This is a genomic window from Bradyrhizobium sp. AZCC 1693, assembly GCF_036924745.1.
In the GTDB taxonomy this organism is placed as follows: Bacteria; Pseudomonadota; Alphaproteobacteria; order Rhizobiales; family Xanthobacteraceae; genus Bradyrhizobium.
In genome coordinates, this window is the sequence record NZ_JAZHSD010000001.1 from 3,523,320 (window position 1) to 3,544,569 (window position 21,250).

The window sequence follows — 21,250 nt, forward strand, 5'->3', positions numbered from 1 at the left end:
GTTGGGCGAGAATCCAGGCCCGCTGGGCGCTTCGGGCAAAGCCGATAAAGCGCAGCAAGCTCGGCTATTCTGTCGGACATTGGGCTACGCTGGCGCGCTTAGTCGCATTTGCCCGCAGCGCCACGGCGAACGAATAGTGCCCATCTTCATCGGCCGCGGCGCGCCCGTTATCGCTTATTTCACAGCGTGATGAGTGCACTCGGACTGGAATTCGAGTTCTGCCTTGTTCAAGCGAGTAAGCAATCTCAAGAAGAAGCGTCGCCGAATTCTTGGCAAACCGACGATTTCGATCGTTAGCTTGCCAGTCTAACGCCGTCCGGTCGCCGTGGGGCTCGCTTGTGCCGACGGCAGGGAATGGCAGCGCCATTCGTAACGAAATAGTGCCGCCTCCATCTATGACGGTCGAACCGGTCGCGATTACCCTGGAAGCGCTGTTCTCTTATCGACGGGAAGCCGAGGCCATGAAATCGAGCGGCGTTCAATCTGGCCGCCCTATCTAGCTCTAACGCTCCTTCAGACCAGCCGGCCTGCGAGAGTTCGGGGAGGTGGCGCCGGGCTGGGCGCGCCCTGGAAACGGGGGTAAAATGTCGCACGCCTTCACGGCGGCAATCCGCGGCAGCCGGACACTGAATGCCTATCGACTTGCACGTCAACCGTGCCTTCGCCAAGCACGAGCGGCGCACCGAACGGCTCGTCGCAGCGCTTCGCCTGCTCGCGTTGGGCTCGCTGGCGCTGCTCAACTGGTCGGTGCGGATGGCCGAGCAAAGCCAGACCACGATCGTCCCGCTCGGCGGCCTTGCCGCCAGCACTCTCGCCGCCTTTTTCATCAACCGCACGCGCTTGTTCCGGCCATGGATGCTCTGGGTCGTCGCAACTTTCGATATCGCCCTGCTGTTCCATTGCCTCGAGATGGTCAGTGTCGCGAACCGCAAACCGCTGGACCTGACACTCGACACGCCGGCGGCGCTGCTCATCTTCGTGTTCCTTGCAACGGCGGCGGTGCGATACCGACCGTTCCTGATCGTCTACACCGGTGGGCTTTTTGTGGCGGGTTGGCTGTTGATCTGGCTGGTGTCCTATCTCAACGATGACGGATCGCGGATCGGGGCGAGCCTTCCCAACGATCTCGCCCGCTTGGTCATCATCGGGGTTGCGACCTACGCGCTGTTCGTCACCGTGAAGCGGTCGCAGCGAACCCTGACTTCCTCAATCAGCGAGAGCCATCGGCGAACCAATCTGTCGCGCTATTTCAGCCCGCAGCTCGTCGAAGAAATCGCGGCGACCCAGGACACCACGCAGTCCTTCCGCCTGCAGAAGGCCGCCATCCTGTTCGCGGATCTGCGCGGCTTCACCGGCCTTGCGGAGCGCATGCAGCCTGACCAGCTTGCCGCCTTCCTGAACGACTATCGCCGCCGCATCACGGAGCCGATCGCGCGGCATGGCGGGGTGATCGACAAGTTCATCGGCGACGGCGTGATGGCGATCTTCGGCGTGCCGGAACCCGGCAGCGACGATGCGCGCCACGCCGTGATGGCTGGCCTTGAGCTGGTCTCGGCCATCGGCGACTGGCGTGCCGAGCGGCTGGCCGAAGGACTGCCGCCGGTCGAGATCGGCGTCGGCATCCATTATGGCGACGTGATGGCCGGCATCCTCGGCGAGGAGGAGCGGCTCGAATACACTTGCATCGGCGACGCGGTCAACGCTGCGGCCCGCATCGAGCGGGTGGCCGCCGACATCGGCGCCGCGCTCGTGGTCTCCGCCGACGTGCTCTCGTCGGCCCCTGGGCTCGAGGAGGTCATCAAACTCGACAGCCTTTCCATGCATGCGCTGCGCGGGCGCAGCCAGTCCATCCGGCTCTATCAAGTGAGTGAAGCGGCCGGTGCAGCTACGCCAAGCGCCAACAGATAAGCGCGATCTCCGTCGTATCCAGGAGGTTCGTTGGCTGACAACCATAGGCATGCTCCTTCGGTTGACATGAATTCCAACAAGAAGGACTGCGGAAGCTGACCGTCATCCGCAGCCCCTTGCACGTAGACGTCCTCAACTCCACCGCTACCGGGATTTCGGGCCACCTTGATAGCGCCAGGGCGAACGATCCTGGTTCACACCGGTCGCAGGCAGCCAGGTGGGTGCACCGCGGTCGAACGCAAATGCGGAGCTCACGCGGTCTTGCGCGAAACCCGGGTATTGTGCGCTGCGCCTCGCCTCGTTCGGCCAGTAGCTCTTGTCCGTGATCGTCGAGCCCGCCTGGGCGGTTGCGGACAGCGCTGCCAGCGGCAGCAAGAACGAAATCGTGAGAAGGCTCTTCTTCAACATAGTCCCGGCTCCATCGTTTACAGAAAACGCGTCATGCGCGCGCTTCAAAGATGAGTTCGGGAGCAAGTATCGGTCGGTTACAGTCTCACGCCGATGTGAGGCGGCCGCAAGCCCGTGATCACCAGCGCAACAGCCGAGGAAGACTGCGCCCGCCACTGTGCGGAGCACGGCGGCAAATGACTGGTCGGTCGGGGCCCCGAACCGCAGGGCGCAAACGAGCGCCATAAACGCCGGGATTGCAAGCAAGGGGATCGTAAGGAAACACGTAACCGAATGTTCTTCGAAGATCATATCAGACCACTCAGTCACACGGACCGAAGCCAGTGCTGAGGCCGCGGCTGCGACGATAGCAGTGAAGGGAAGGAAGATGAGTGCTGGCGCATTCCGGATATCTGTGCGAGGGCGAGCCGCTTTTGGCAGAAGGGCTGCCGCCGTCGCGGCGACACCAACGCCAAACAACAGTTTGGTCACAAAGACGTCCGGGTGTGCACGGCTGAGAAAATTGGGAACGGACCCGAACACCACGAACATGACCGAGAGCGCCGCCGCCGCGCCAATCGCCAATGCAATCAGTAGAGCTCGGCTGACGCTGCTTCGGTCGACCGGTTTCAGGTCTGCGGCCAACGATTCGATCAATTGATCTGTGCGCATGGCTGTCATCCTCAAGATCGCGATATCTGGCGGACTGGCATTAGTAATCTCCGGAACTGACCGCTGGGACTGGCTCGGCGTTCAGCTGCCGAGAAGAAGCTAGCGCCGCTTTCATGAACATCCATGAACCGATTGCCTGGCCACCGACGAACCTTGCTATGTGCCCGGTTTGATCACCCTCGAAAATCGAAGCGGCCTGGATGCCGATGATGGCGTAGCCCCGCTCCTCTCGGACCAGCAGTGGCGCTCCGGAGGAACCCCGCCCTCCTGTGCAGTTGTGGATCAGCGTATCCCAAACCAGATCGCGGACCGCACAGGCCGGATCGACGCTGAGAGCCTCCGCGTCGCCGATATCGTCGGAATAGGCGGGCAGCTGGAGCTGCAGTTCAGACAGACCCAAGGTCCCGATCGGGTGACGGCTGAGAGCAAAGGGTTTAACGCCTAATGGCGCCCGATCCAAAACCAGTATCGCCCAATCTCTCGCTGCATCGCGGACAGTTTCGTGCTCCGCGCTTTGCCTCGATCCGACCGCCCAAACGGTCGCATCAAACTTGGCATTATGGTTTGCCGACCGGTAGCCAGGTTGAAATGAGAAACTTGACTCTCTGATCGTACCATCTCTCTCCATGATGCAGTGAGCAGCGGTCACGATGATCCGCGGATCAAGGATCATCGCGGCCGTACATGTCATCGTGCCCTTGAATTTTCCGACCGCCGAGTACGGCGAGAACCGCGCATCGACAATCTGACGATGACCCCCGTCGAATAACGAAACGGACGCTTTGTCGGCCCGAGCCGCGAGCTGCGGGGTCACGCCTGAGGACAGCTCCAGCCATATGACTGGGAGCGAGATGACGAAACATCCGAGCAAACTTTTTGCGATAACCATTTCTTCCTCCCGCGCTCCGGTCGCGCCGTCCCAACGATTGGTGTCGGAGGTTCGGCTTCAATTGCCAATCTGCGGCGCGCTTCGGGGAAGCCTGCTGGTCAGCTGCCGTGAATGCGTGGCAACCTGATATGTCGCCCACGGCGAGCACGTGCCGGCGGCAAACGACCGGCCTGACACGCACGGATCGGCGACGGCCGCAACGGCGGCCGTTCAGCTGAGCGAGATGCGCTTGGGAGGATGTGGATCCGACGGAATGCCGTGATCCCGTAGGGCGTGGAAAACCGGTGCGTCTACTGATGGGCAAGGAAGAGGAACTGTAACGGATGCGAGAGGTCCGAGAATGCTGCTCCCAGCACAATATGCACTGCACGCGACGCCGACGGCGCTACAGACTTTCCAGGAACAGCGGTGGCACTTTGCCATCACGCGCTGTGTATCCTTCAAGACTGCTGACCGTACCGAGGCAGTTGCTGCTTCGAGCGGATCGCCTATGCGTTCACTCGGCCGCGCGAATCCCGGCAACGAAAATGCCAACGTCAACAACAGCACCGGGATCAGTCGTGCGATGACCTGCATGGGATCACAACATCAACCTACTGCGCCACAATATCAGAGAGAGCCGGCAAAGTACCATCGGCTTGTGTTCAGGCCTGAGCACGCTGCAGTGCACTGCGTCCGGCGAGGGAATACAGCGACAATAGCCCTGCCCTATCCAATCCTTGATAGCTGCGGAACCGTCCCGAGCAGCCATGACGGGATCGACGAAAGCCGGCCCGTCATTACAGCCCTATGCCAGGGACCGGCAGGACTCGTCCGATGCGGCTGATCGACTTGAGCCGCGCGAGAAGGCTATTCGTAGGCAGAGCCACGGGCAGAAATGGTAGGCCGAGTTAAAGCGCATGATGAGAACCAGGCCAGGGTGGGATCCCGCGCGACGTTGATCGACAAGGGCACGGAACCGGTCCCGTCCCCGAACCACCCGAACCATATGTCTCAACCGCAATTGATCCTCGACAGCTGGCGCGGGATATGATCCCGCGCTAGCATTTTGCCCGGCAGATCATTATTTCGGTGTCATGGTGATCGCTACTGTTCGCCGTATTTCTGCAGTGATCTTGGCGCTGGTCCTCGTGCTTGGTCCGGCGGGCGGAGGCGTGTACGCGTCCTTGGCCGGGGCAAAAGCGGCGGTCATGACGGTATCTGGCAATAGCCACTCACCGGGCACTTGCGACCATTGCGATGCCAAGGGAGGGCTTCCGGCTGGACTATGTGCTTTGGGGGCATTTTGCAGCAGCCCTGCAATTGCCCCAGAGGACCAATTCGTACCTGAGCAGCCGTCGGCCGCTCACGCCGTATTCTCCAAACCCAATCAGCTGACGGGGCGCGCCCAAGCGCCCGACCCCTACCCTCCTAGATCCACCATCCTGAGCTGAGGCACGTCGCCGGCGAGCGGCGTGTACTGGACATGCGCCTGGCGCAGTGAGGCGTCGCGCGCGGACCCAAGGTGCAAGTTCATGCGGAATTCCGACTGCGTGTGCTTCGCTCCTAACCCACAGGATGGCTGCGAATGGCCACTATTTCCGGGATGACATTAGATCGTCGATCATTCCTTGTCGGCAGCGCGAGCTTGGCTGCGGCACTATCGTTGCCGCATGAAAGCGCCGGCGCCGTTGCACCGCCGAAACAATTCACGTTGTCAGCTGCACCGGTTCGCGTGCCGCTGGTCGGCCCTCCGTATCCCGAGACCGATGTGTGGTCATACAATAGCGGTGTTCCGGGGCCGGAGATCCGGGTCCGTCAAGGCGAACGTTTGCGGATTGCCGTCAATAATCGGCTATCGCAGGGAACCACCATTCACTGGCACGGGGTGCGGGTGCCGAATGCCATGGATGGCGTACCGCACCTGACCCAGGAGCCTATCCCGGCCGGCGACAGCTTCGTCTACGAATTCGATGTGCCTGATGCCGGCACCTACTGGTATCACCCGCATCATCATAGCGCTGAGCAGGTCGGCCGCGGTTTGTCGGGCGCGCTCATCGTCGAAGAGATCGAACCTATCCCGGTCGACCGGGACTTGGTCTGGGTGTTGGGCGACTGGCGACTGGCGCGCGACGCATCGATCGTCGACGATTTCGGCAATCGCATGGAAACGACCATGGCGGGGCGGATCGGCAACACCGTCACGATCAACGGTCGCGTTCCAGAGAGCATCCGGGTCCGTTCCGGGGAGCGACTGCGGCTGCGTCTCATCAATGCCGCGCCCGCGCGCATTTTCGGGCTCGAGTTTCCATCCCATCGACCACTGATCGTTGCACTCGACGGTCAGCCAATCGGGCCACACGAGCCGCCAGGCGGACGTGTTGTCTTGGGGCCTGCAATGCGCGCTGACCTCGTACTCGACATGACCGGGAAGCCGGGCGCGACCACGGCGGTGGTCGATTCCTTCTACCGGGACCGCGCCTACAGGCTGGTCGACTTCGCTTACACCGACGAACCGCGTCTACGGGATCATCCGCTCGATGCGCCGTCTCGCATGCGCGCGAACACGATTCCAGAGCCGGATCCGGACAATGCCGACAGGCACACCGCCACGCTGGAGGGCGGCATGATGAGTGGTCGCGGCATGATGATGGGGATGGGAATGATGGGCATGGGCGGGATGGGATGGTCGATCAACGGGGTTTCTGCGATTGGCCACAACATGAGACCGATGCTGAGCCTTGCCCGCGGGCGCTCGTATATTCTCTCCGTCCGCAACGAAACCGCTTGGCACCATCCCGTCCACCTCCATGGTCATTCGTTTCGCGTGATTGCCCGCAACGGCAAGCCTACTCGCCATCGCGAGTGGCTGGACACCGTGCTCGTGCCGCCGCGCGAACAAGCCGACATTGCGTTCGTCGCCGACAACCCGGGCGACTGGATGTTCCACTGCCACATCCTCGACCATCAGGACGGGGGAATGATGGCAGTAATTCGTGTGGCCTGAGTAGAGGGACTGAAAATGGTCCGATGGGAGATGACGAAATGAACCGTCGAAACGTACTTGCAGCTATGTTCGCAATCACTGCGTCGGGCGCGGGCGGGGTCGTGGTCAAGACCTTTGGTGCTGACCGAGCCGGCCTCCCTGGCTCCGAGGCTTTGTTCGGCACGCCTGCTTCGGCACAGGACAAGCCCAAGGCAACTCTCTACCGGAATCCGAACTGCGACTGCTGCCTGGAGTTTGCCAAGTACCTTCGCACCAACGGATTCGACGTCGCGATCGACTCGAAGCAAGATCTTGCAGCGCTCAGAAAGCAGTTGCGCGTCCCCGACAATTTGGCGGGCTGTCACGTAATGGTCATGGGCCGTTACGCGGTGGAAGGCCATGTTCCGGTGAACGTGCTCAACAAGCTACTGGCTGAGCATCCCGACATTATCGGCGTTTCGCTTCCGGGCATGCCGACCGGCACTCCGGGTATGACCGGCCCAAAGAGCGGGCCCTTCACAATCTACGAAATCGCCAGCAATGCCGCGTCGCCCAAGGTCTTCGCGGTCGAATAACGGAGGCGCGATGGCCATGCTGTTATCGCCGACTGAGTTTGAACTGGTCCCCCAGCTCGTGCTGTGTGTCGTGACACTAGCCGGCATACTCGTCGTCTTCGCTGTCGTCAGCGGAATCTTTTTACTCGGCCGATATCTCTTCGAGAGCGGCCGTCATTGGCGATCGAGAAAGCTATGAGCGCTGAACAGATCATCACAACAAGCGGGCGTGAAGCGGAACACCCGCCGCTGCGGAGCAGGCGTCTCGCTTATCTCGTCCCACTCGCGGCCTTTATGGCACTTGCCATCATTCTCGCGTGGGGAATGTCGCGAAATCCCGGCGCGATTCCATCGGCCCTCATCGATAAACCGGTGCCGCAATTCAATCTGCCACCGGTCAAAGCGCGCTCGCTGGGTCTGTCCAGCAACGACCTCTCCGGCGAGGTGTCGCTCGTGAACGTATTCGCTTCATGGTGCGTCGCCTGCAGGGAAGAGCACCCGGTGTTCATGCAGATGAAGTCTGATGCCATCGTGCCAATTCATGGCCTCAACTACAAAGATCAGCCCGACAACGCCGCACGATGGCTCAACGCCATGGGCGATCCCTATACCCGCACCGGCGCAGATATTAGCGGCCGAGTGGCGATCGATTGGGGAGTCTACGGTGTGCCCGAAACCCTTGTGATCACGAAGGACGGCCGTATTGCATACAAGCACATCGGAGCCGTGACGCCGAAGGTCGTCGACGAAACGCTCCTTCCGCTCATACGGAGGCTGCGGGAGCAATGACGCGTGTAACAAACATCGTGGCGCAATGCGTTCGCTTCTGCCTCGTGGCGGGGCTTGTTGCTGCTGCCTCGGCAGCAGGTGCTGCGCAGGAAACCTCGAAAAAGTTCATCATGCATTCGGCTCCCAAGCCTGTCGCAAGGATCCAGTTCGAGGATAGCAAAGGACAGTCGCGGAGCCTGGCTGACTTCCGCGGCAAGATCGTGCTCCTCAACATCTGGGCGACGTGGTGCGTCCCATGCCGCAAAGAGATGCCAGCGCTCGATCATCTGCAGAAGACGCTCGGAGGCGATGACTTCGAAGTAGTTCCCCTGTCCATCGATCGCGGCGGCATGGATGGGGTGCGCAAGTTTTATGCCGAGGTCGGAATCCTGAAGCTTGGCATGTATCGAGACAATTCTGGCAGCGCCACACGCGAGCTCGGCGCCGTCGGTATTCCGACGACACTGCTGATCGATCGCGAGGGTCGCGAGATCGGCCGGCTGATCGGGCCGGCTGAGTGGGATTCACCCGAGATGATTGAGTTCATCAGGTGCGTGATTGCCGGGCACCGTGCGGCACCGTTCTCGGCGGAAGCAACGCAGGCCGTGACACCGACTTGCCGAGGTTGACCTTACAGCAGATGGAACGATTCACGACAGTTGACGACGGAGCAAACCCGATGACTCTACCACAATCCAGTACGACCGAGCGGCCGCTCCGGCGCGATCTGGCTTACGCAGCGCGCTACTACCTTCGAACTCGATGGACGCTGGTGGCGCTGGCGAGCCTCGCTGTCGTCCTTGGCCTGTACTTCGGTGGCTGGGCATGGCTGGTGGCCGCCGGGCTCGCGCCGATCCTCCTGAGCACGCTGCCTTGCCTCATCATGTGCGGACTCGGCGTGTGCATGATGTGCCGCGGCCAAAACCAGCCAGCGGCCTCTCGTGACGCGGTGGACACGCCGACCTCAACCGCTCTCGACGGGCCCAGGACAAGCAGTTCGTCAGTGAGTGCAGCAAGCTGCTGTCACGACGGAGTCGTTGACGCTCAACCTGCGCACTCGAACCCGGATCGATCAGAAAAAAGGAGCAACTCCCATGCGTAAACTCACCCTATTGGCCGCGTTCGCATCAATCCTTCTCGCGAGCGTCATGGTCGCATCAGCCCTTTATGCGGAAGCCGGGCATGATTCGCCCGACTCGATGATGGGCAACAATGGCACAAGGAATGGCGAAGGAATGATGGGCATGATGAAGGGGATGAAGCAAATGGATCGGATGATGGATCACTGCAACAGCATGATGAGTGACAGTCGTCCGAACGATCAATGGCGCAAGAATGCTCCCGCCGAACCGGAGAAGAAGGAATGACAGGGTATGGAAACGCCGGGTCTGCCGGCTATCGGTTCAGGCAATGCATCACATCCGTGAGGAAAAGAATAAGAGACTTCGCCAGGGTTGGCTCGGTCGCACTGGTGATCGCGTTGCTTTTCGGCGCCGGAACGGTCACCAGCATTTGGGCCAATCAGCAGAATGGCAGGGTGGTCGGTCTCGCCTATGATCCCGGTACAGATGCGCTCCTGAAGGCTTACGGCCACGTGCTTTATCGAAGCACCGATCAGGGCAAGAGTTGGCAGACGATTGCAATTGCACCACTGAAAGACCGGCAAATTTCCAGCTTGGCCGTATCTCCGGCCGGCAAAGGCATCCTGTATGTCGCCGGCGCCGGAGTTGGCGTGCTGCGGAGTGATGATGGCGGCAAGACGTGGGTCGAGCGCGACGAGGGGCTGGCAAGCCGGGATGTGATCGCAGTGGCCGCGCATACGACGCAGCCGGAGACCGCGTATGCGGTGCTTAAGGATAAGGGCGTCTACCGCAGCCAGGACGGCGGACACTCGTGGCGCCTCATGGACCGGACCTCTCAACAGGGTCTGCGCCAGCTGATCCACTCGAATATGCCCGGCAGCATGCAGACCGGCTGGCTGTTCGCTGCAGCCTCCAAGGGAGTTCATCGCGCGATGGACTGCTTCTGCCTTTGGCAGACGGCTGGCAAGCTTGACGGACAGGCCTACGCCGTAACTTACGACCCAGGAGAGCCAAAACACCTTTATGCGGCAACTGAAAGGGGGCTGTTCAGCAGTCCGGACGGCGGCGAGAACTGGGTCCCGATCAAGTCTCCGACCTCAGAGATAATCGCGCTTGCTTTTGCGCGTTCCGGCGTCCTGTTCGCCATCAATGCGGACAGCGATCTATACAACAGCACGGATGGGGGCGTTACATGGATAAAGGCCAATGCGCAAGCCTCTGGTGGCGATCATGATCGGCGTGGCTAGTTCAGCGGCAGTCGCCCGTGCGGCCACCGGGCCGCCACCGCTTGATCCAGATCTCGTGAAGAGCGGTCATGAAATATACCGGCAGCATTGCGCGTCGTGCCATGGCGCCAATGCTCAGGGTGCACCGAATTGGCAGGAGCGCGATGAGCACGGGGAACTGCCGGCGCCTCCGCACAATGCGGAAGGCCACACCTGGCGGCATTCGGACGCCGAACTCTACATGATGGTGAGCAAGGGCTGGCGAGACCCGTTCAACAAGACCGAACGGCTGACGATGCCCGCCTTTGGCGACACGCTGTCGCCGGACCAGATTCGTGCGGCGATCGCTTATCTGAAGACGCTGTGGACGCCGGAGGAAATTCAATTTCAGTCGGAGGAAAGTCGCGGGCACCCGTTTCCATCAGCCGGAAAATGACGTCGCGTGATCCCGCAGTCAGGAGCTCGACAATGAAACTGACATCCAAACTGATCCTGGTCCTTTCGCTGATTGCCGCTACCGTCGTTGCGCTTGTCGTCGTCTGGTACGCAACGAGTCTCCCTCGAGCAGTTACATCGCAATCAGCCGTCCTCGGCAAGGCGACCCGAACGGGTACTCCTGCAATTGGCGGGCCGTTCACGCTGGTATCCACCAATGGTGAAAGCGTCACTGATCAAACCTTCCGCGGAAAGTGGCTGCTGATTTTCTTTGGTTACACCTCATGTCCCGACCTGTGTCCGACAGCGCTTGCCAACGTCAGCGTAGCTCTCGAGAAATTCGGTCCGGACACGGGTCGGCTTCAACCGCTGTTCATTACGGTCGATCCGCAACGCGACACGCGTGAAGTCATGGCAAATTACCTGAAGTCTTTTGATGCGCGGATCGTTGGCCTGACAGGAACGCAGGCGCAGATCGACCAAGTGACCAAAGAATACCGCGTGTACGTTGCTCTGGATAAATCAGAGAAGAGTGGCGACGACTATCCCGTGTCGCACAGCGGGTACCTCTATCTGATGGACCCCAAGGGGACGTTCGTAAACGTTATCGAGGGCAAGGAGGATGGCGACGCCATTGCAACATGGCTGCGGCAGCAAATGACCAGCTCGACGCGGTGGAGGAACAGCTCATGAAACCGAGAGGCTATCTGATATCGATTCTGCCGCTGCTATTGCTTTCCGGCGGCTTCGCGCATTCACAAACAGCAGGTCAAAATTCGATCGCCATCGAGCGCGCCTGGTCACGCGCAACGCCGGCCGGAGCGAAAAACGGAGCCGTCTATGGAACGGTGATCAACAAGGGGAATGTGGGCGACAGCCTTGTGGGCGCCGCAACGCCTGTAGGAGATCAGGTTCAATTCCACAGCGTTGCCGAAGAAAATGGCGTATCTCGCATGCGCGAAATGCCTACCGTTGACGTTCGACCTGGAGCAAAGGTCACGTTCAGTCCAGGAGGCATGCACATCATGATCGTCGGATTGAAAGAGCCTCTCAAGGAGGGGCAGAGCTTTCCCATGACGATGACTTTCGAAAAGGTGGGCAAGATCGACGTGATGGTTCCTGTCGCGAAGGTAGGCGCCATGCAAGGCCCCGCCATGGATTCCATGACGCATGGGGTTGGCGAACCAATGAAGAAGTGAGCGATGACTGAAGAGCAGAACATCCCGTCGAGAAATCTCACGCGCCGTCGAAACCTGCGCGTCGTCCTGCCGTCTGTCGCCGTCATCGGCATCGCGCTTGGGCTTGTCGCATATTCACTGTCCGAGACATCTCAGGATAAATTCGACCAGCGTGTGCATGACTATTTGATGGCTCATCCCGAGGTTATCATGGAGTCTGTCAATCGGCTTGAGGCTCGTGCACGCGAGAAAGCAGAAACAGACATCCAGAAGGTCCTCCAGGCTCGCGCAGACGAGGTCTTTCGTGACCCTGACAGTCCAGCCAGTGGCAATCTCAATGGCGATGTCACTCTTGTCGAGTTCTTCGATTACAACTGCCCATACTGCCGCCAAGTGGCGCCAGTGGTGGCGAAGGCACAGCAAGCCGATTCTCAGCTGCGTGTCGTCTACAAGGAATTCCCCATCCTTGGGCCAAATTCCACGGTCGCTGCGAAGGCCGCCCTCGCCGCCCATAAGCAAGGCAAATACGTCGAATTCCACCGGGCACTTTATCAGCTGCGGGGTGCCGTCGATGAAAGCAAGGTGATGGAGGTGGCCGCCGCAATTGGCTTGGATGTCGAGCGCCTCAAGGCGGACATGCAAGATTCCAAGATCCAGGCGTCCATCCAAAAAAATCTCGCGCTCGCCCAGGCCCTTCGCATCAACGGCACGCCGGGTTTTGTAATCGGTGACCAAATCTTTCGCGGGGCGACCGACTTGAACACCTTGCAGACATGGGTTCGTACGGCCCGGGAGCATCGGCAATAAGTCCTGGACAATTTAGGACAAGCATCGGACATGATGGAAATCTCAACGAGCGCGATCACGGCCGCCTTTGCTGCGGGAGCCATTTCGTTCCTGTCGCCCTGCGTATTGCCGCTGGTGCCGGCTTACGTTTCGTACGTTGCAGGACAATCGATTGCGCATCCAGGGGCGCCAAGGGCGATGATCGTCCGGCTTCAAGCCATCGCACTGAGCGCCTGTTTCGTTCTGGGTTTTACAACGATTTTCGTCATCCTGGGTGCCAGCGCGACCGCTCTTGGCGAAGCACTCATATCCTACAAACATGAATTGGGCATTGTGAGCGGGGCGATTGTCATTGGTTTCGGCCTATTCACGATCGGGCTGATGCGGCCTTCGTGGCTCCATCGCGATATTCGGTCCCCCCTGACACTTCCAGGTGGGCACCCAATCGCCGCCTATGCACTAGGCATGGCCTTCGCTTTCGGCTGGACGCCCTGTATCGGACCGATGTTGGGGACGATCCTCACGGTTAGTGCAGCGTCAACTACAGTGGCCAGAGGGATAGCGTTCTTGGCCATCTATTCACTGGGACTCGGCGTGCCATTCCTGCTGGCGGCGGCGCTTACCGACGGCTTTCTAGCAAGGCTTAAATCGATCGGCCGGGTCGGTCGTATCCTGCAGCCGCTCGCCGGCGGAGTTATGGTTCTCATAGGCGTTACCATGGTCACGGGCTATCTCACCGCATTTTCGTTCTGGCTGTTGGAGATGTTTCCGGTGCTGGCGACCTTCGGATGAGTATGGACCAGGAGATCGTAGGCGGCGGAGCGCCCCAACAGAGCCCGAAGACCGACAGGGTGTCCTACGAGGGGAAAGACAAGGAAGGCAATCCGGTCAAGGTGACCTATCAGCGCTCGCAGCTCCCCAGCCAAAGCGATGTCGTCAAGAAGGAAGTCGATCCAGCATTCGCCAACGATCAGTACTGGCTGCTCCTCCCGCCCCACTTGGCGTGGGACGGCGCGACTGCCACCGACGAGGGCCAGCAGAAACGACCGACAGGCGATGCGTCCGCTCAGCGGGTCGTGATGAAATACCCGTCGGAGCGCGGCTACCAGCCCGGCGACACCTGGGAGCTCTACGTTGGCGCCGACAAGCGAATCGAGAAGATCGTCCGCCGCCAACCCGCCTCACCTCGTGACCGCGACATATGCGGACTATAAGAAGGCTGGCCCGCTCCTGATCTCCACGAATCATCCCGGGGGTGGTGGACAGAAAACCCTTCCGGATTGCCGTTATAGATGTGTCAGTTAAACTGACGGGCTCGAACAACTGGATCGACGCCAAATGAACCTCGGCGTCTGATTGCGAAGGCCGAGGCGCACCTCCCGATAGCCCTCGGTGCGGTCGCCTAGCCAGTTCATCGGTACGAAGCGTAACGATTCAGCCAACCGAGGCGTAAGACCTAACTATTGAAATCCTTGGAGCACGCGCCTATGCCCAAAAATCCCTTCACCGATGTCTGGCAGTTCCTGACCGCGGCTACCGGCGACTATCTCAGTCTGGGAAACTGGCGCTATCTCATCCTGGCGCTGTTCTGGGCGCTGCTGCTCGCCAGCATCGCCGTGGCCTTCCAGAACTGGCGGGAGGATCCGGCGCAACGGACCGGCCGACATCTCGGAGTCTGGCTGGTCCGAGTCCTGATCGGCTGCATGTGGTTTGAGGGCATGTTGTGGAAACTTCCGCTTCCCGTGTCCGGTGGTCTGCAATACTGGACCGAACAGGAAACGACCCGCGCTGCGTTCGAGTTTCACAGCACCTTCCTGAAGGAGGTCGTGCTACCCAACATGAAGGTCTTTGGGCCAATTGTTTTTCTTGCCGAACTGGCGTTCGCAGCTTCGATGATCCTCGGACTTGCGGTGCGCTTAGTGGGCGTGCTGGCGCTCGCTTATGTGGTGCAACTCTGGCTCGGAATCTATCGGCCGGGCGATCCGGCCGAGTGGCCGTGGTCGTATATGTTCCTGGCCTTTCTGATGTTCCTGTTTGTGGTCGAGGGCGCTGGCCGCAGTCTCGGCCTTGATGCCCGGTTGCGTCGCGAAGTGCCCGCCGTGCGCGACGGCAGGGGCCTTATCGGCTGGTTCTTCAACATCGCCGGTTAGTCATCATCGCTTTGTGCGGGGACAAGCACATGTTGGCACTGGCCCGCGCAGTAACGCTTCTTGTGGCGCTGGGCGCAACTTGCGCGTACACCGCTGACACTGGTTATCTGGCTCCGCCAGGAGTTCCCGCAAAGGAGTTTCCCTCTCCTCGGCGTCCGGTTGCACAGATCGTCAGCCCAACCCGCTCCAACGAAGCGCACCGCGACTCCCTGAATGAGGCCGGCGAGATCGCCCGTTTTCTTGAGCTGAAGTCAGGTATGACGGTCGGCGACATCGGTGCAGGCAGTGGCTACCACACGGTCCGGCTTTCACGCCTCGTCGGCCCCACCGGCTCGGTCGTCGCCGAGGACGTCAGGCGCGATTACCTCACCAAGCTCGCCAGGCGAACGGAACGCCTGAGACTGACAAACGTCATATTTGCGTTGGGCGAGCCACACGACCCGCGCCTGCCCGCTTCCTCGCTCGACGTCGCTATCCTCGTGCACATGTATCACGAGATAACGCAGCCCTATGCGTTCCTCTACAATCTCGCGCCCGCCTTGAAGCCGGGCGCGCGGATCGGAATTGTCGACCAGGAGCGCCCGACGACGGAGCACGGCACGCCAATCGAGCTCCTGCGTTGCGAATTGTCCGCCGTTGGCTATCGCGAGATAGCCACGCATCAACTTGCAGGCGATGGTGGATATCTGGCGGTGTTTTCGCCGCCAGGAGAAGCAAATCGAAAATCTCCCGGCGAAATCATCGCCTGCGGGAATCGTGCCGGCGCTCGCTGATCGCCGCTACGACGATCCTTTGCGTGGAGCATCGCCCCGCAGCTCGAGCGCCAGGCGAACGAATGTCGCCGAGATGGACCATGCTGCCTTGATGCCGGCGACAACATTGCCGGAGACCTTCGATACCCCGCCGATCCGACGCCGCTGTCCGACAGCGATCTCCATGGCCGGCAAATGCGTGGCGGCGACGCGCATCAGCATTTCCAGGTTCCAGCCATAGGTCTCTTCCTTCATGCCGAGACGTCCAAGCTCTTCTCGACGGATGGCGCGAAACGGCGACAGGTCGGTGAAGCTTGCGCCATAGACGAGGCGCAGCAGCAGCCCGCCGACATGGGCCGCGATGACCTGCTGCGGCGCCAGGCTGCCGGGCTCGCGCGGACCGTGAACGCGAGAGCCGAGCACGAAGACGGCCTGCCCCGCGACGATCGGCGACACCAGATCGGAAATCAACTCGGCGGGATCACTGCCGTCACCATCGAGGAAGACGATAATGTCGGCGTCATCGCGCACGCTGGCGATGCCCGCCTGGACCGCACGACCATAACCGCGCCGCGGCTCGACGACGACGCGAGCCCCCGCGGCCTTGGCCCGCTCGGCGGTACGGTCCCGCGAGCCGCCATCGACAACGATGACCTCGCTCACACTCTGCGCGAGCACCGCGGCCACGACCTGCCCGATCGCCGTTTCCTCGTCGAGACAGGGAATGATTGCCGAGACGACGGCCACCTCGTTCACAGGCTCCAGCGCAGACCGCAATTCGCGCAGCAGTCCGGCGGCTTGTCGGAAAGCAGCGCCGCGCGAAAGTCCCGATATGCCGGCCCGTTCCAGATCTCCCGCAGGGACTGATGCCTTGCGTGGCCAAGGGTATAGTTGTCGTAGCCGTGCTGCGAAAACGGCGCGATGCAGCACGGCAAGGCGCGGCCGTTGGCTGTGAAATACATCAGCGACCACGGCCGGCGGCAGAGCGACCACGGCGAGCCGTCACCAGAGCCCTTCAAACTTAACCCCGGCTCGCTCGCTCCGCCCGACGCGCTGAAGGTCATGCCAAGGGAGCGCGCCAGCTCCTCGGCCTGTTTCAGATGAGCTGCTTCGCCTTCGGTCAGGCGTTCGAACAACGCCTGATCCGGGCGCGCCTTGCCGATGACGTTCTCGTCGAAGAACACGAGTCGCTGCAGATAGACCTCCTTGACGCCGACGTCGGCGGCAACTTTCACGAACGCCGGAAGCTCATCGACGGTCTCTTTGAGGCCAGTAAGCCAGATCGAGACCTGCGGCTTGAGCCGTCCCTCCCGCTCCTGCAGCTCACGAAACGCGCGCACGTTGCGGAGGATGCGCCAAAAATAGTCTCTGCCGCGGATCGCCTTGAAGCTCTCGCGGTTCGCTGCGTCGAGTGACACACGCAGCTCATCGAGCCCAGCGTCGATCAGCGCACGGCCATTGCGTTCGCTGAGGACCGTCCCATTGGTGTTGAACAGGACGTAGACGTCGCGGTCCTTGAGGTATTTGACCATCCGCGGCAGATTCGCGACCAGCATCGGCTCGCCGACGCCGTGCAGAACGGCACGCGCGAGATCAGGAACCTGGTCGACAATCGACGTGAACAACTCCCAGTCCATGTCCGCCGGCGGCTCAAGTTCTTCGTAGGTGCGCGGACAGGTCGTACACAGGAGATTGCAACGATTGGTCACTTCCAGATAGAGGCAGACCGGCGGACGCGGTGCCGCCTCGGTGCGTTCGCCGGTGACCGACTCATGATAGCGGCGCGGATCGACTGAAGCGTGAGCGCCTGGTGTCTCGCCGGAAAGGGTCATTGCGATACCCTCGCATCTGCGGCCTGCTGCAAGCTGCTTCTCCAGGCCTCGATGGCCCAGGCCAGCAAAAGACCACCGAACAGAACTGACTTGGTTACCATTCTTGGAATGTAGAAATCCCAGTCGAGTTGCTCCGACAGAAAGAGCGCCGCGATCGAAACGACCCATGTCGGCAGCGAGCCGCACAGTGCGGTAAACGGCGTAATGACCAGAAAGTACCAGGGACGGTTGGGCGACGCGAACAGGAGCGCGAGGAGTAACAGCATGTTGATGCTGGCAAGCGTGGGCCCGATGGTGCGATCGGACCGGCGGGCCACGGAGACCCCCTTGACCAGGAGGACCAGCGCGGCCAGCCCGACGTAGGCAACAACATCGCCCTGGTGTTCGCCAAACACTACCCGCCAGAGCGACAATAGCCAGAGGTCGTTGCCGTCACGGACCCCCTCTTCTGTCAGATAGCCTTGGGTCAGGAATCCGAAAACCTCCCAGCCGACCGACGCATAGGGAAGATAACAAAGCACTACAACGCCTATCACCACGAGCGGCATCTTAATGTCCCACGGGCGCCAAATCCCGGCGAAAGCCGGCGCCGCAAACGGCTTGACCAGCATCGAAAGGGCGATCAGGACCGCTCCGCGAAGAGCATGGCCGGTTAGCGCGATCCAAAGGCCCAGCAGCATCAGCGCAACCATCAGCGCGTCGACATGGCCGCTGTTGGCGATCTCCCATAGTGGGAGCGGGTGCCAGAGATAGGCGACCATGCGCGTCAGCGGGCGTTCCATCCGCCGCAGCAGCAGCATGATCAGTACCACGGTTAATGACTCGCACCCCAGTAATGCAAGCCGCATCATGGTCACGCTCTCACTAACTCGCGTAACGATAAGAAAGAAAAACTGCGCCACCGGAGGGTAGATCGTGACGGCGAAATCGGCTCGATTGATGTGAGGAAAGATCGCATCGCGCAGAGACGCCAACGCCTCGTGGGCCGGGAAATAGCGGTACGGGTTGATGCCGGCGGCCTGAACCCTGCCATCCCAGACATAGCGGTAGATGTCACTGGACAAGAGCGGCTCGAACAGCAGCGCATACACTCTCAGCGCGATCCCAAGTCCAAGAATGAGCCACAGCGCGGTATTTTGAGGTGCTCGATCGGCCAGATTGGTTGCTGCGATCGTCAGCAAGCCGGCTGCGATCGCCAGGGCAATGAAGGCATTGTCGCCATAGCTCTCGAACGCAAAGGGAATCGCCGCAGACAGGCCTGCCAGGAGAGCACCAACACCGGCCAATCCGGAAAGTGGGGGCACGCGTTCGACGAAGCGCATTAGTCGACCGGATTGACTGGCGACCGCTCCCGGCATCGGATTCAAAGTCCTATCTGCGGGCCGGCCTCGAGAAAGGCCCGGCTTGCCGCTGCACGTCCGCCGTCACGAAAGCGGGTTGAACGGCCGGCCAACTCGTCCTGCAGCCAACGCAACGTCTGGACGTCGTCGACATCGTACCATTCGGGAAGCATGGCGGTAGCAAGCCCGATTTCGGCTGCACGCTCGCATGTACTGCGAGCCACGGTTCCGGTACCCCATGCGATCCCAGTGAACAGGTGCGGGTGCGGTCGCTTAAGGCCAATCAGGTAGTACCCGCCGTCGCTTGCTGGCCCGAGCACCATCCGGTCTCCGGGTTCGCGCAGGGTCTCAACGGCTTGCGTAAGCAAGCCGGGTGGCAGGGTTGGGCTATCGCCATTGACGAGCAGGACCGCGTCATGTCCGGTATCGAGGAAAGCGCACGTGGCACCATGCAGAACGGGCCCTAAATCATCGCCAGCCTGTAGCAACAGTCCGAAACTTGCCGGTAAGAGCTGCCGCATGATGTGTTCGGCTCCCGCCGGAGCATAGACGCCGTAGCCGCGCTTGCCGAGCGTGTCAGGCACGGCCTCGATACTTGCTGCGACGTCGCGCAGAAAGCAGGCAGAGAGCTCGGACGCAGCGACTTCGCCAATGGCCGCCGCAAGCCGCGTCTTCGAGCGGCCGGGCTGCGGCGCCTTGCAAATGATCCCGATTGCCGCGACGCTCACGGCAGCAGCCAAGGCCGCGGGCGACCAGCGGTGATCGCAAATGCGAACGGCCGCGCGTCATGCTTTTGCGCACGGATGGGTATCACCTCACCGTCAGTGGCCGCCATCACCAGACAAGCCTCGTTGCGCCGTGGCCGATCATTGGTAGCGTTCTCCCTGCCAGTGGGCAAGCACCGCGCCGGTTGCGGCTCCAAGGAGCGCAGCCGCAGAGACTAGGCGCCCCGCGCCATCCTGAAAAAAATGTGTCGCGTGACGAAACAACCGGCCCTTCGCCATCGTATCCTTGTGGGGAGATGTTGCCTGCTGCTGGTGCGGCGTGCGCTTTGATGCGCCCGGCGTTCGTCTTGTTTGATCCCATCAAATGGATCGCTTAGCATCGTAAAAGCAACCGAGGTCGACATTGCGAGGGTCACATGAATCACGAGACCGCAGTTTCGAATGCCAACGACATCGCCGATCGCATCCTTGCCCCGGCCGCCAAGCAGAACGACAAGGAAGCCCGATTTTCATCCGAGGCAATCGCGGCGCTCGGTCCGTCCGGATTGCTGGGGATCATGCTCCCCGCCGAGGTCGGCGGCTCGGCGCTCGGGCCGAGGACACTCGCTGCGGCGGTCGCAACGCTTGCCGAGGCCGACGCATCCGCCGCGATGGTTTATTTGATGCACCTGTGCGCAACCGCGACGATCGCTGCGGCCCGCCCGGGCGCCGCCATAGCACAGACCCTGAAGGACATTGCGACCGGCCGGCACCTCACGACGCTCGCTTTCAGTGAAGCTGGATCACGCAGCCACTTCTGGGCGCCCGTCTCGCGAGCCAAACGCAATGGCGTGGCCGTACACCTCACGGCCAAGAAATCCTGGGTGACGAGCGCGGGTTACGCACAGAGCTATGTCGTCTCAGCCCTGGCTCCTGAAGGCACGGGCCCAACCGATTCAACCCTCTACCTTTTCGCCAGTGGCACACCTGGGCTGTCGGTCGCAGGCCCATGGGACGGCCTCGGGATGCGCGCCAACGCTTCCGCGCCGATGATCCTCGAGGATTGCAAAGTCGACCCCAGTCAACAGCTCACGGACGACGGCGCCGGTTTCAAGGCGATGCTGGAGATCGTGCTTCCCCTGTTCAACCTCGGAACATCGGCAGTCGCGCTGGGTCTTTGCCGGGCCGCGGTGGCGGGGACCACGGCCCATCTCAAGAGCGCCCGCTTCGAGCATCTGGGCCAGAGTCTTGGAGAGAGCCTGCCGACGCTTCGCGCGCAGCTTGCGAGGATGCAGATCGACACGGATGGGCTTGCCGCGCGCGTCGACGATCTGATCGATCACCTTGAGCGCCCTCGCGATACCACCATGCTGCGCGTGCTTGAGTGCAAGGCATCGGCAGGGGAAGTTGCCATAGCCGTCACCTCGACGGCGATGCGGGTGTGCGGAGGCGCCGCATTTTCCAAGCACATGGCGATCGAGCGAGTGTTCCGCGACGCGCATGCGGGAGCCGTGATGGCGCCGACCAGCGATGTGCTGCTCGAATTCATCGGCAAGGCAGTGTTGGGAATACCGCTGTTCTGAGCACGGGAGCGCGCCACCGAGCAACGCTCTGCCGTGATT

General features: G+C 61.2%; 22 protein-coding genes. 16 read left to right on the plus strand and 6 right to left on the minus strand.

The genetic code is table 11. From position 1 onward, the window contains the following. Nucleotides 1-630 precede the first annotated feature (630 nt). Nucleotides 631-1,908 (plus strand): adenylate/guanylate cyclase domain-containing protein, encoded by a 1,278-nt coding sequence (locus V1293_RS16780; RefSeq protein WP_334511003.1) that lies wholly within the window; start codon nucleotides 631-633, stop codon nucleotides 1,906-1,908. A 144-nt stretch (nucleotides 1,909-2,052) separates the two neighbouring features. Here the strand turns inward: V1293_RS16780 and V1293_RS16785 are convergent, their stop codons facing one another. Both V1293_RS16785 and V1293_RS16790 read right to left on the minus strand, forming a co-directional pair. Further along, the gene (locus V1293_RS16785; RefSeq protein WP_334511004.1) at nucleotides 2,053-2,967 is read right to left on the minus strand and encodes an NrsF family protein; all 915 of its coding nucleotides are present in this window, start codon (nucleotides 2,965-2,967) and stop codon (nucleotides 2,053-2,055) included. Nucleotides 2,968-3,007: 40 nt separating this feature from the next. Then, the gene (locus V1293_RS16790) at nucleotides 3,008-3,856 is read right to left on the minus strand and encodes a trypsin-like serine peptidase (protein ID WP_334511005.1); all 849 of its coding nucleotides are present in this window, start codon (nucleotides 3,854-3,856) and stop codon (nucleotides 3,008-3,010) included. A gap of 1,567 nt (nucleotides 3,857-5,423) precedes the next feature. Between V1293_RS16790 and V1293_RS16795 the strand changes: the two genes are divergently transcribed. The 14 genes from V1293_RS16795 (at nucleotide 5,424) to V1293_RS16860 (ending at nucleotide 15,773) form a co-directional block, all read left to right on the plus strand. After that, nucleotides 5,424-6,842, plus strand: coding sequence for a multicopper oxidase family protein (locus V1293_RS16795; RefSeq protein ID WP_334511006.1), 1,419 nt, complete (start codon nucleotides 5,424-5,426; stop codon nucleotides 6,840-6,842). A gap of 38 nt (nucleotides 6,843-6,880) precedes the next feature. Then, complete coding sequence (locus V1293_RS16800) at nucleotides 6,881-7,396, plus strand: DUF411 domain-containing protein (RefSeq protein ID WP_334511007.1); 516 nt, start codon at nucleotides 6,881-6,883, stop codon at nucleotides 7,394-7,396. A gap of 174 nt (nucleotides 7,397-7,570) precedes the next feature. Continuing rightward, nucleotides 7,571-8,164: a DsbE family thiol:disulfide interchange protein gene (locus V1293_RS16805; RefSeq protein WP_334511008.1), complete on the plus strand. Its 594-nt coding sequence runs from the start codon at nucleotides 7,571-7,573 to the stop codon at nucleotides 8,162-8,164. A 44-nt stretch (nucleotides 8,165-8,208) separates the two neighbouring features. After that, a complete protein-coding gene (locus V1293_RS16810) occupies nucleotides 8,209-8,772 on the plus strand; it encodes a TlpA family protein disulfide reductase (RefSeq protein ID WP_334511009.1) in 564 nt (187 codons plus the stop codon). A gap of 465 nt (nucleotides 8,773-9,237) precedes the next feature. Continuing rightward, nucleotides 9,238-9,510 (plus strand): hypothetical protein, encoded by a 273-nt coding sequence (locus V1293_RS16815; RefSeq protein ID WP_334511010.1) that lies wholly within the window; start codon nucleotides 9,238-9,240, stop codon nucleotides 9,508-9,510. After that, complete coding sequence (locus tag V1293_RS16820) at nucleotides 9,507-10,472, plus strand: WD40/YVTN/BNR-like repeat-containing protein (RefSeq protein ID WP_334511011.1); 966 nt, start codon at nucleotides 9,507-9,509, stop codon at nucleotides 10,470-10,472. Before V1293_RS16815 ends, V1293_RS16820 begins: the two co-directional genes overlap by 4 nt. Continuing rightward, on the plus strand, nucleotides 10,456-10,887 hold the full coding sequence (locus V1293_RS16825) for a c-type cytochrome (protein ID WP_334516751.1): 432 nt from the start codon (nucleotides 10,456-10,458) through the stop codon (nucleotides 10,885-10,887). The genes V1293_RS16820 and V1293_RS16825 overlap by 17 nt, the downstream gene beginning before the upstream one ends. A 32-nt stretch (nucleotides 10,888-10,919) precedes the next feature. Continuing rightward, nucleotides 10,920-11,579 (plus strand): SCO family protein, encoded by a 660-nt coding sequence (locus tag V1293_RS16830; protein ID WP_334511012.1) that lies wholly within the window; start codon nucleotides 10,920-10,922, stop codon nucleotides 11,577-11,579. Then, complete coding sequence (locus V1293_RS16835; protein ID WP_334511013.1) at nucleotides 11,576-12,085, plus strand: copper chaperone PCu(A)C; 510 nt, start codon at nucleotides 11,576-11,578, stop codon at nucleotides 12,083-12,085. The genes V1293_RS16830 and V1293_RS16835 overlap by 4 nt, the downstream gene beginning before the upstream one ends. Before the next feature lie 3 nt (nucleotides 12,086-12,088). Then, nucleotides 12,089-12,871, plus strand: a complete 783-nt coding sequence (locus V1293_RS16840; RefSeq protein ID WP_334511014.1) for a DsbA family protein — start codon at nucleotides 12,089-12,091, stop codon at nucleotides 12,869-12,871. Nucleotides 12,872-12,904: 33 nt separating this feature from the next. Further along, the gene (locus V1293_RS16845; protein ID WP_334516753.1) at nucleotides 12,905-13,642 is read left to right on the plus strand and encodes a cytochrome c biogenesis CcdA family protein; all 738 of its coding nucleotides are present in this window, start codon (nucleotides 12,905-12,907) and stop codon (nucleotides 13,640-13,642) included. Continuing rightward, entirely contained in the window at nucleotides 13,639-14,064 is a 426-nt protein-coding gene (locus tag V1293_RS16850; RefSeq protein WP_334511015.1) for a hypothetical protein, read from the plus strand. The genes V1293_RS16845 and V1293_RS16850 overlap by 4 nt, the downstream gene beginning before the upstream one ends. A 273-nt stretch (nucleotides 14,065-14,337) precedes the next feature. Beyond that, on the plus strand, nucleotides 14,338-15,000 hold the full coding sequence (locus tag V1293_RS16855) for a DoxX family protein (protein WP_334511016.1): 663 nt from the start codon (nucleotides 14,338-14,340) through the stop codon (nucleotides 14,998-15,000). 29 nt (nucleotides 15,001-15,029) lie between these two features. Next, nucleotides 15,030-15,773 carry a methyltransferase domain-containing protein gene (locus V1293_RS16860; RefSeq protein ID WP_334511017.1) on the plus strand — a complete coding sequence of 248 codons (744 nt, stop codon included), beginning with the start codon at nucleotides 15,030-15,032 and terminating at the stop codon, nucleotides 15,771-15,773. A gap of 6 nt (nucleotides 15,774-15,779) precedes the next feature. Here the strand turns inward: V1293_RS16860 and V1293_RS16865 are convergent, their stop codons facing one another. Genes V1293_RS16865 through V1293_RS16880 form a run of 4 tightly spaced genes read right to left on the minus strand, consistent with a single transcriptional unit; the run spans nucleotide 15,780 to nucleotide 19,652 of the window. Continuing rightward, nucleotides 15,780-16,508, minus strand: a complete 729-nt coding sequence (locus tag V1293_RS16865; RefSeq protein ID WP_334511018.1) for a glycosyltransferase family 2 protein — start codon at nucleotides 16,506-16,508, stop codon at nucleotides 15,780-15,782. Next, on the minus strand, nucleotides 16,505-17,584 hold the full coding sequence (locus V1293_RS16870) for a radical SAM/SPASM domain-containing protein (protein WP_334511019.1): 1,080 nt from the start codon (nucleotides 17,582-17,584) through the stop codon (nucleotides 16,505-16,507). The genes V1293_RS16865 and V1293_RS16870 overlap by 4 nt, the downstream gene beginning before the upstream one ends. After that, complete coding sequence (locus V1293_RS16875) at nucleotides 17,581-18,906, minus strand: glycosyltransferase 87 family protein (protein WP_334511020.1); 1,326 nt, start codon at nucleotides 18,904-18,906, stop codon at nucleotides 17,581-17,583. Before V1293_RS16875 ends, V1293_RS16870 begins: the two co-directional genes overlap by 4 nt. Before the next feature lie 41 nt (nucleotides 18,907-18,947). Then, complete coding sequence (locus V1293_RS16880; protein ID WP_334511021.1) at nucleotides 18,948-19,652, minus strand: TIGR04282 family arsenosugar biosynthesis glycosyltransferase; 705 nt, start codon at nucleotides 19,650-19,652, stop codon at nucleotides 18,948-18,950. 413 nt (nucleotides 19,653-20,065) lie between these two features. Between V1293_RS16880 and V1293_RS16885 the strand changes: the two genes are divergently transcribed. Then, nucleotides 20,066-21,211 carry an acyl-CoA dehydrogenase family protein gene (locus tag V1293_RS16885; RefSeq protein ID WP_334511022.1) on the plus strand — a complete coding sequence of 382 codons (1,146 nt, stop codon included), beginning with the start codon at nucleotides 20,066-20,068 and terminating at the stop codon, nucleotides 21,209-21,211. Nucleotides 21,212-21,250 lie beyond the last annotated feature (39 nt).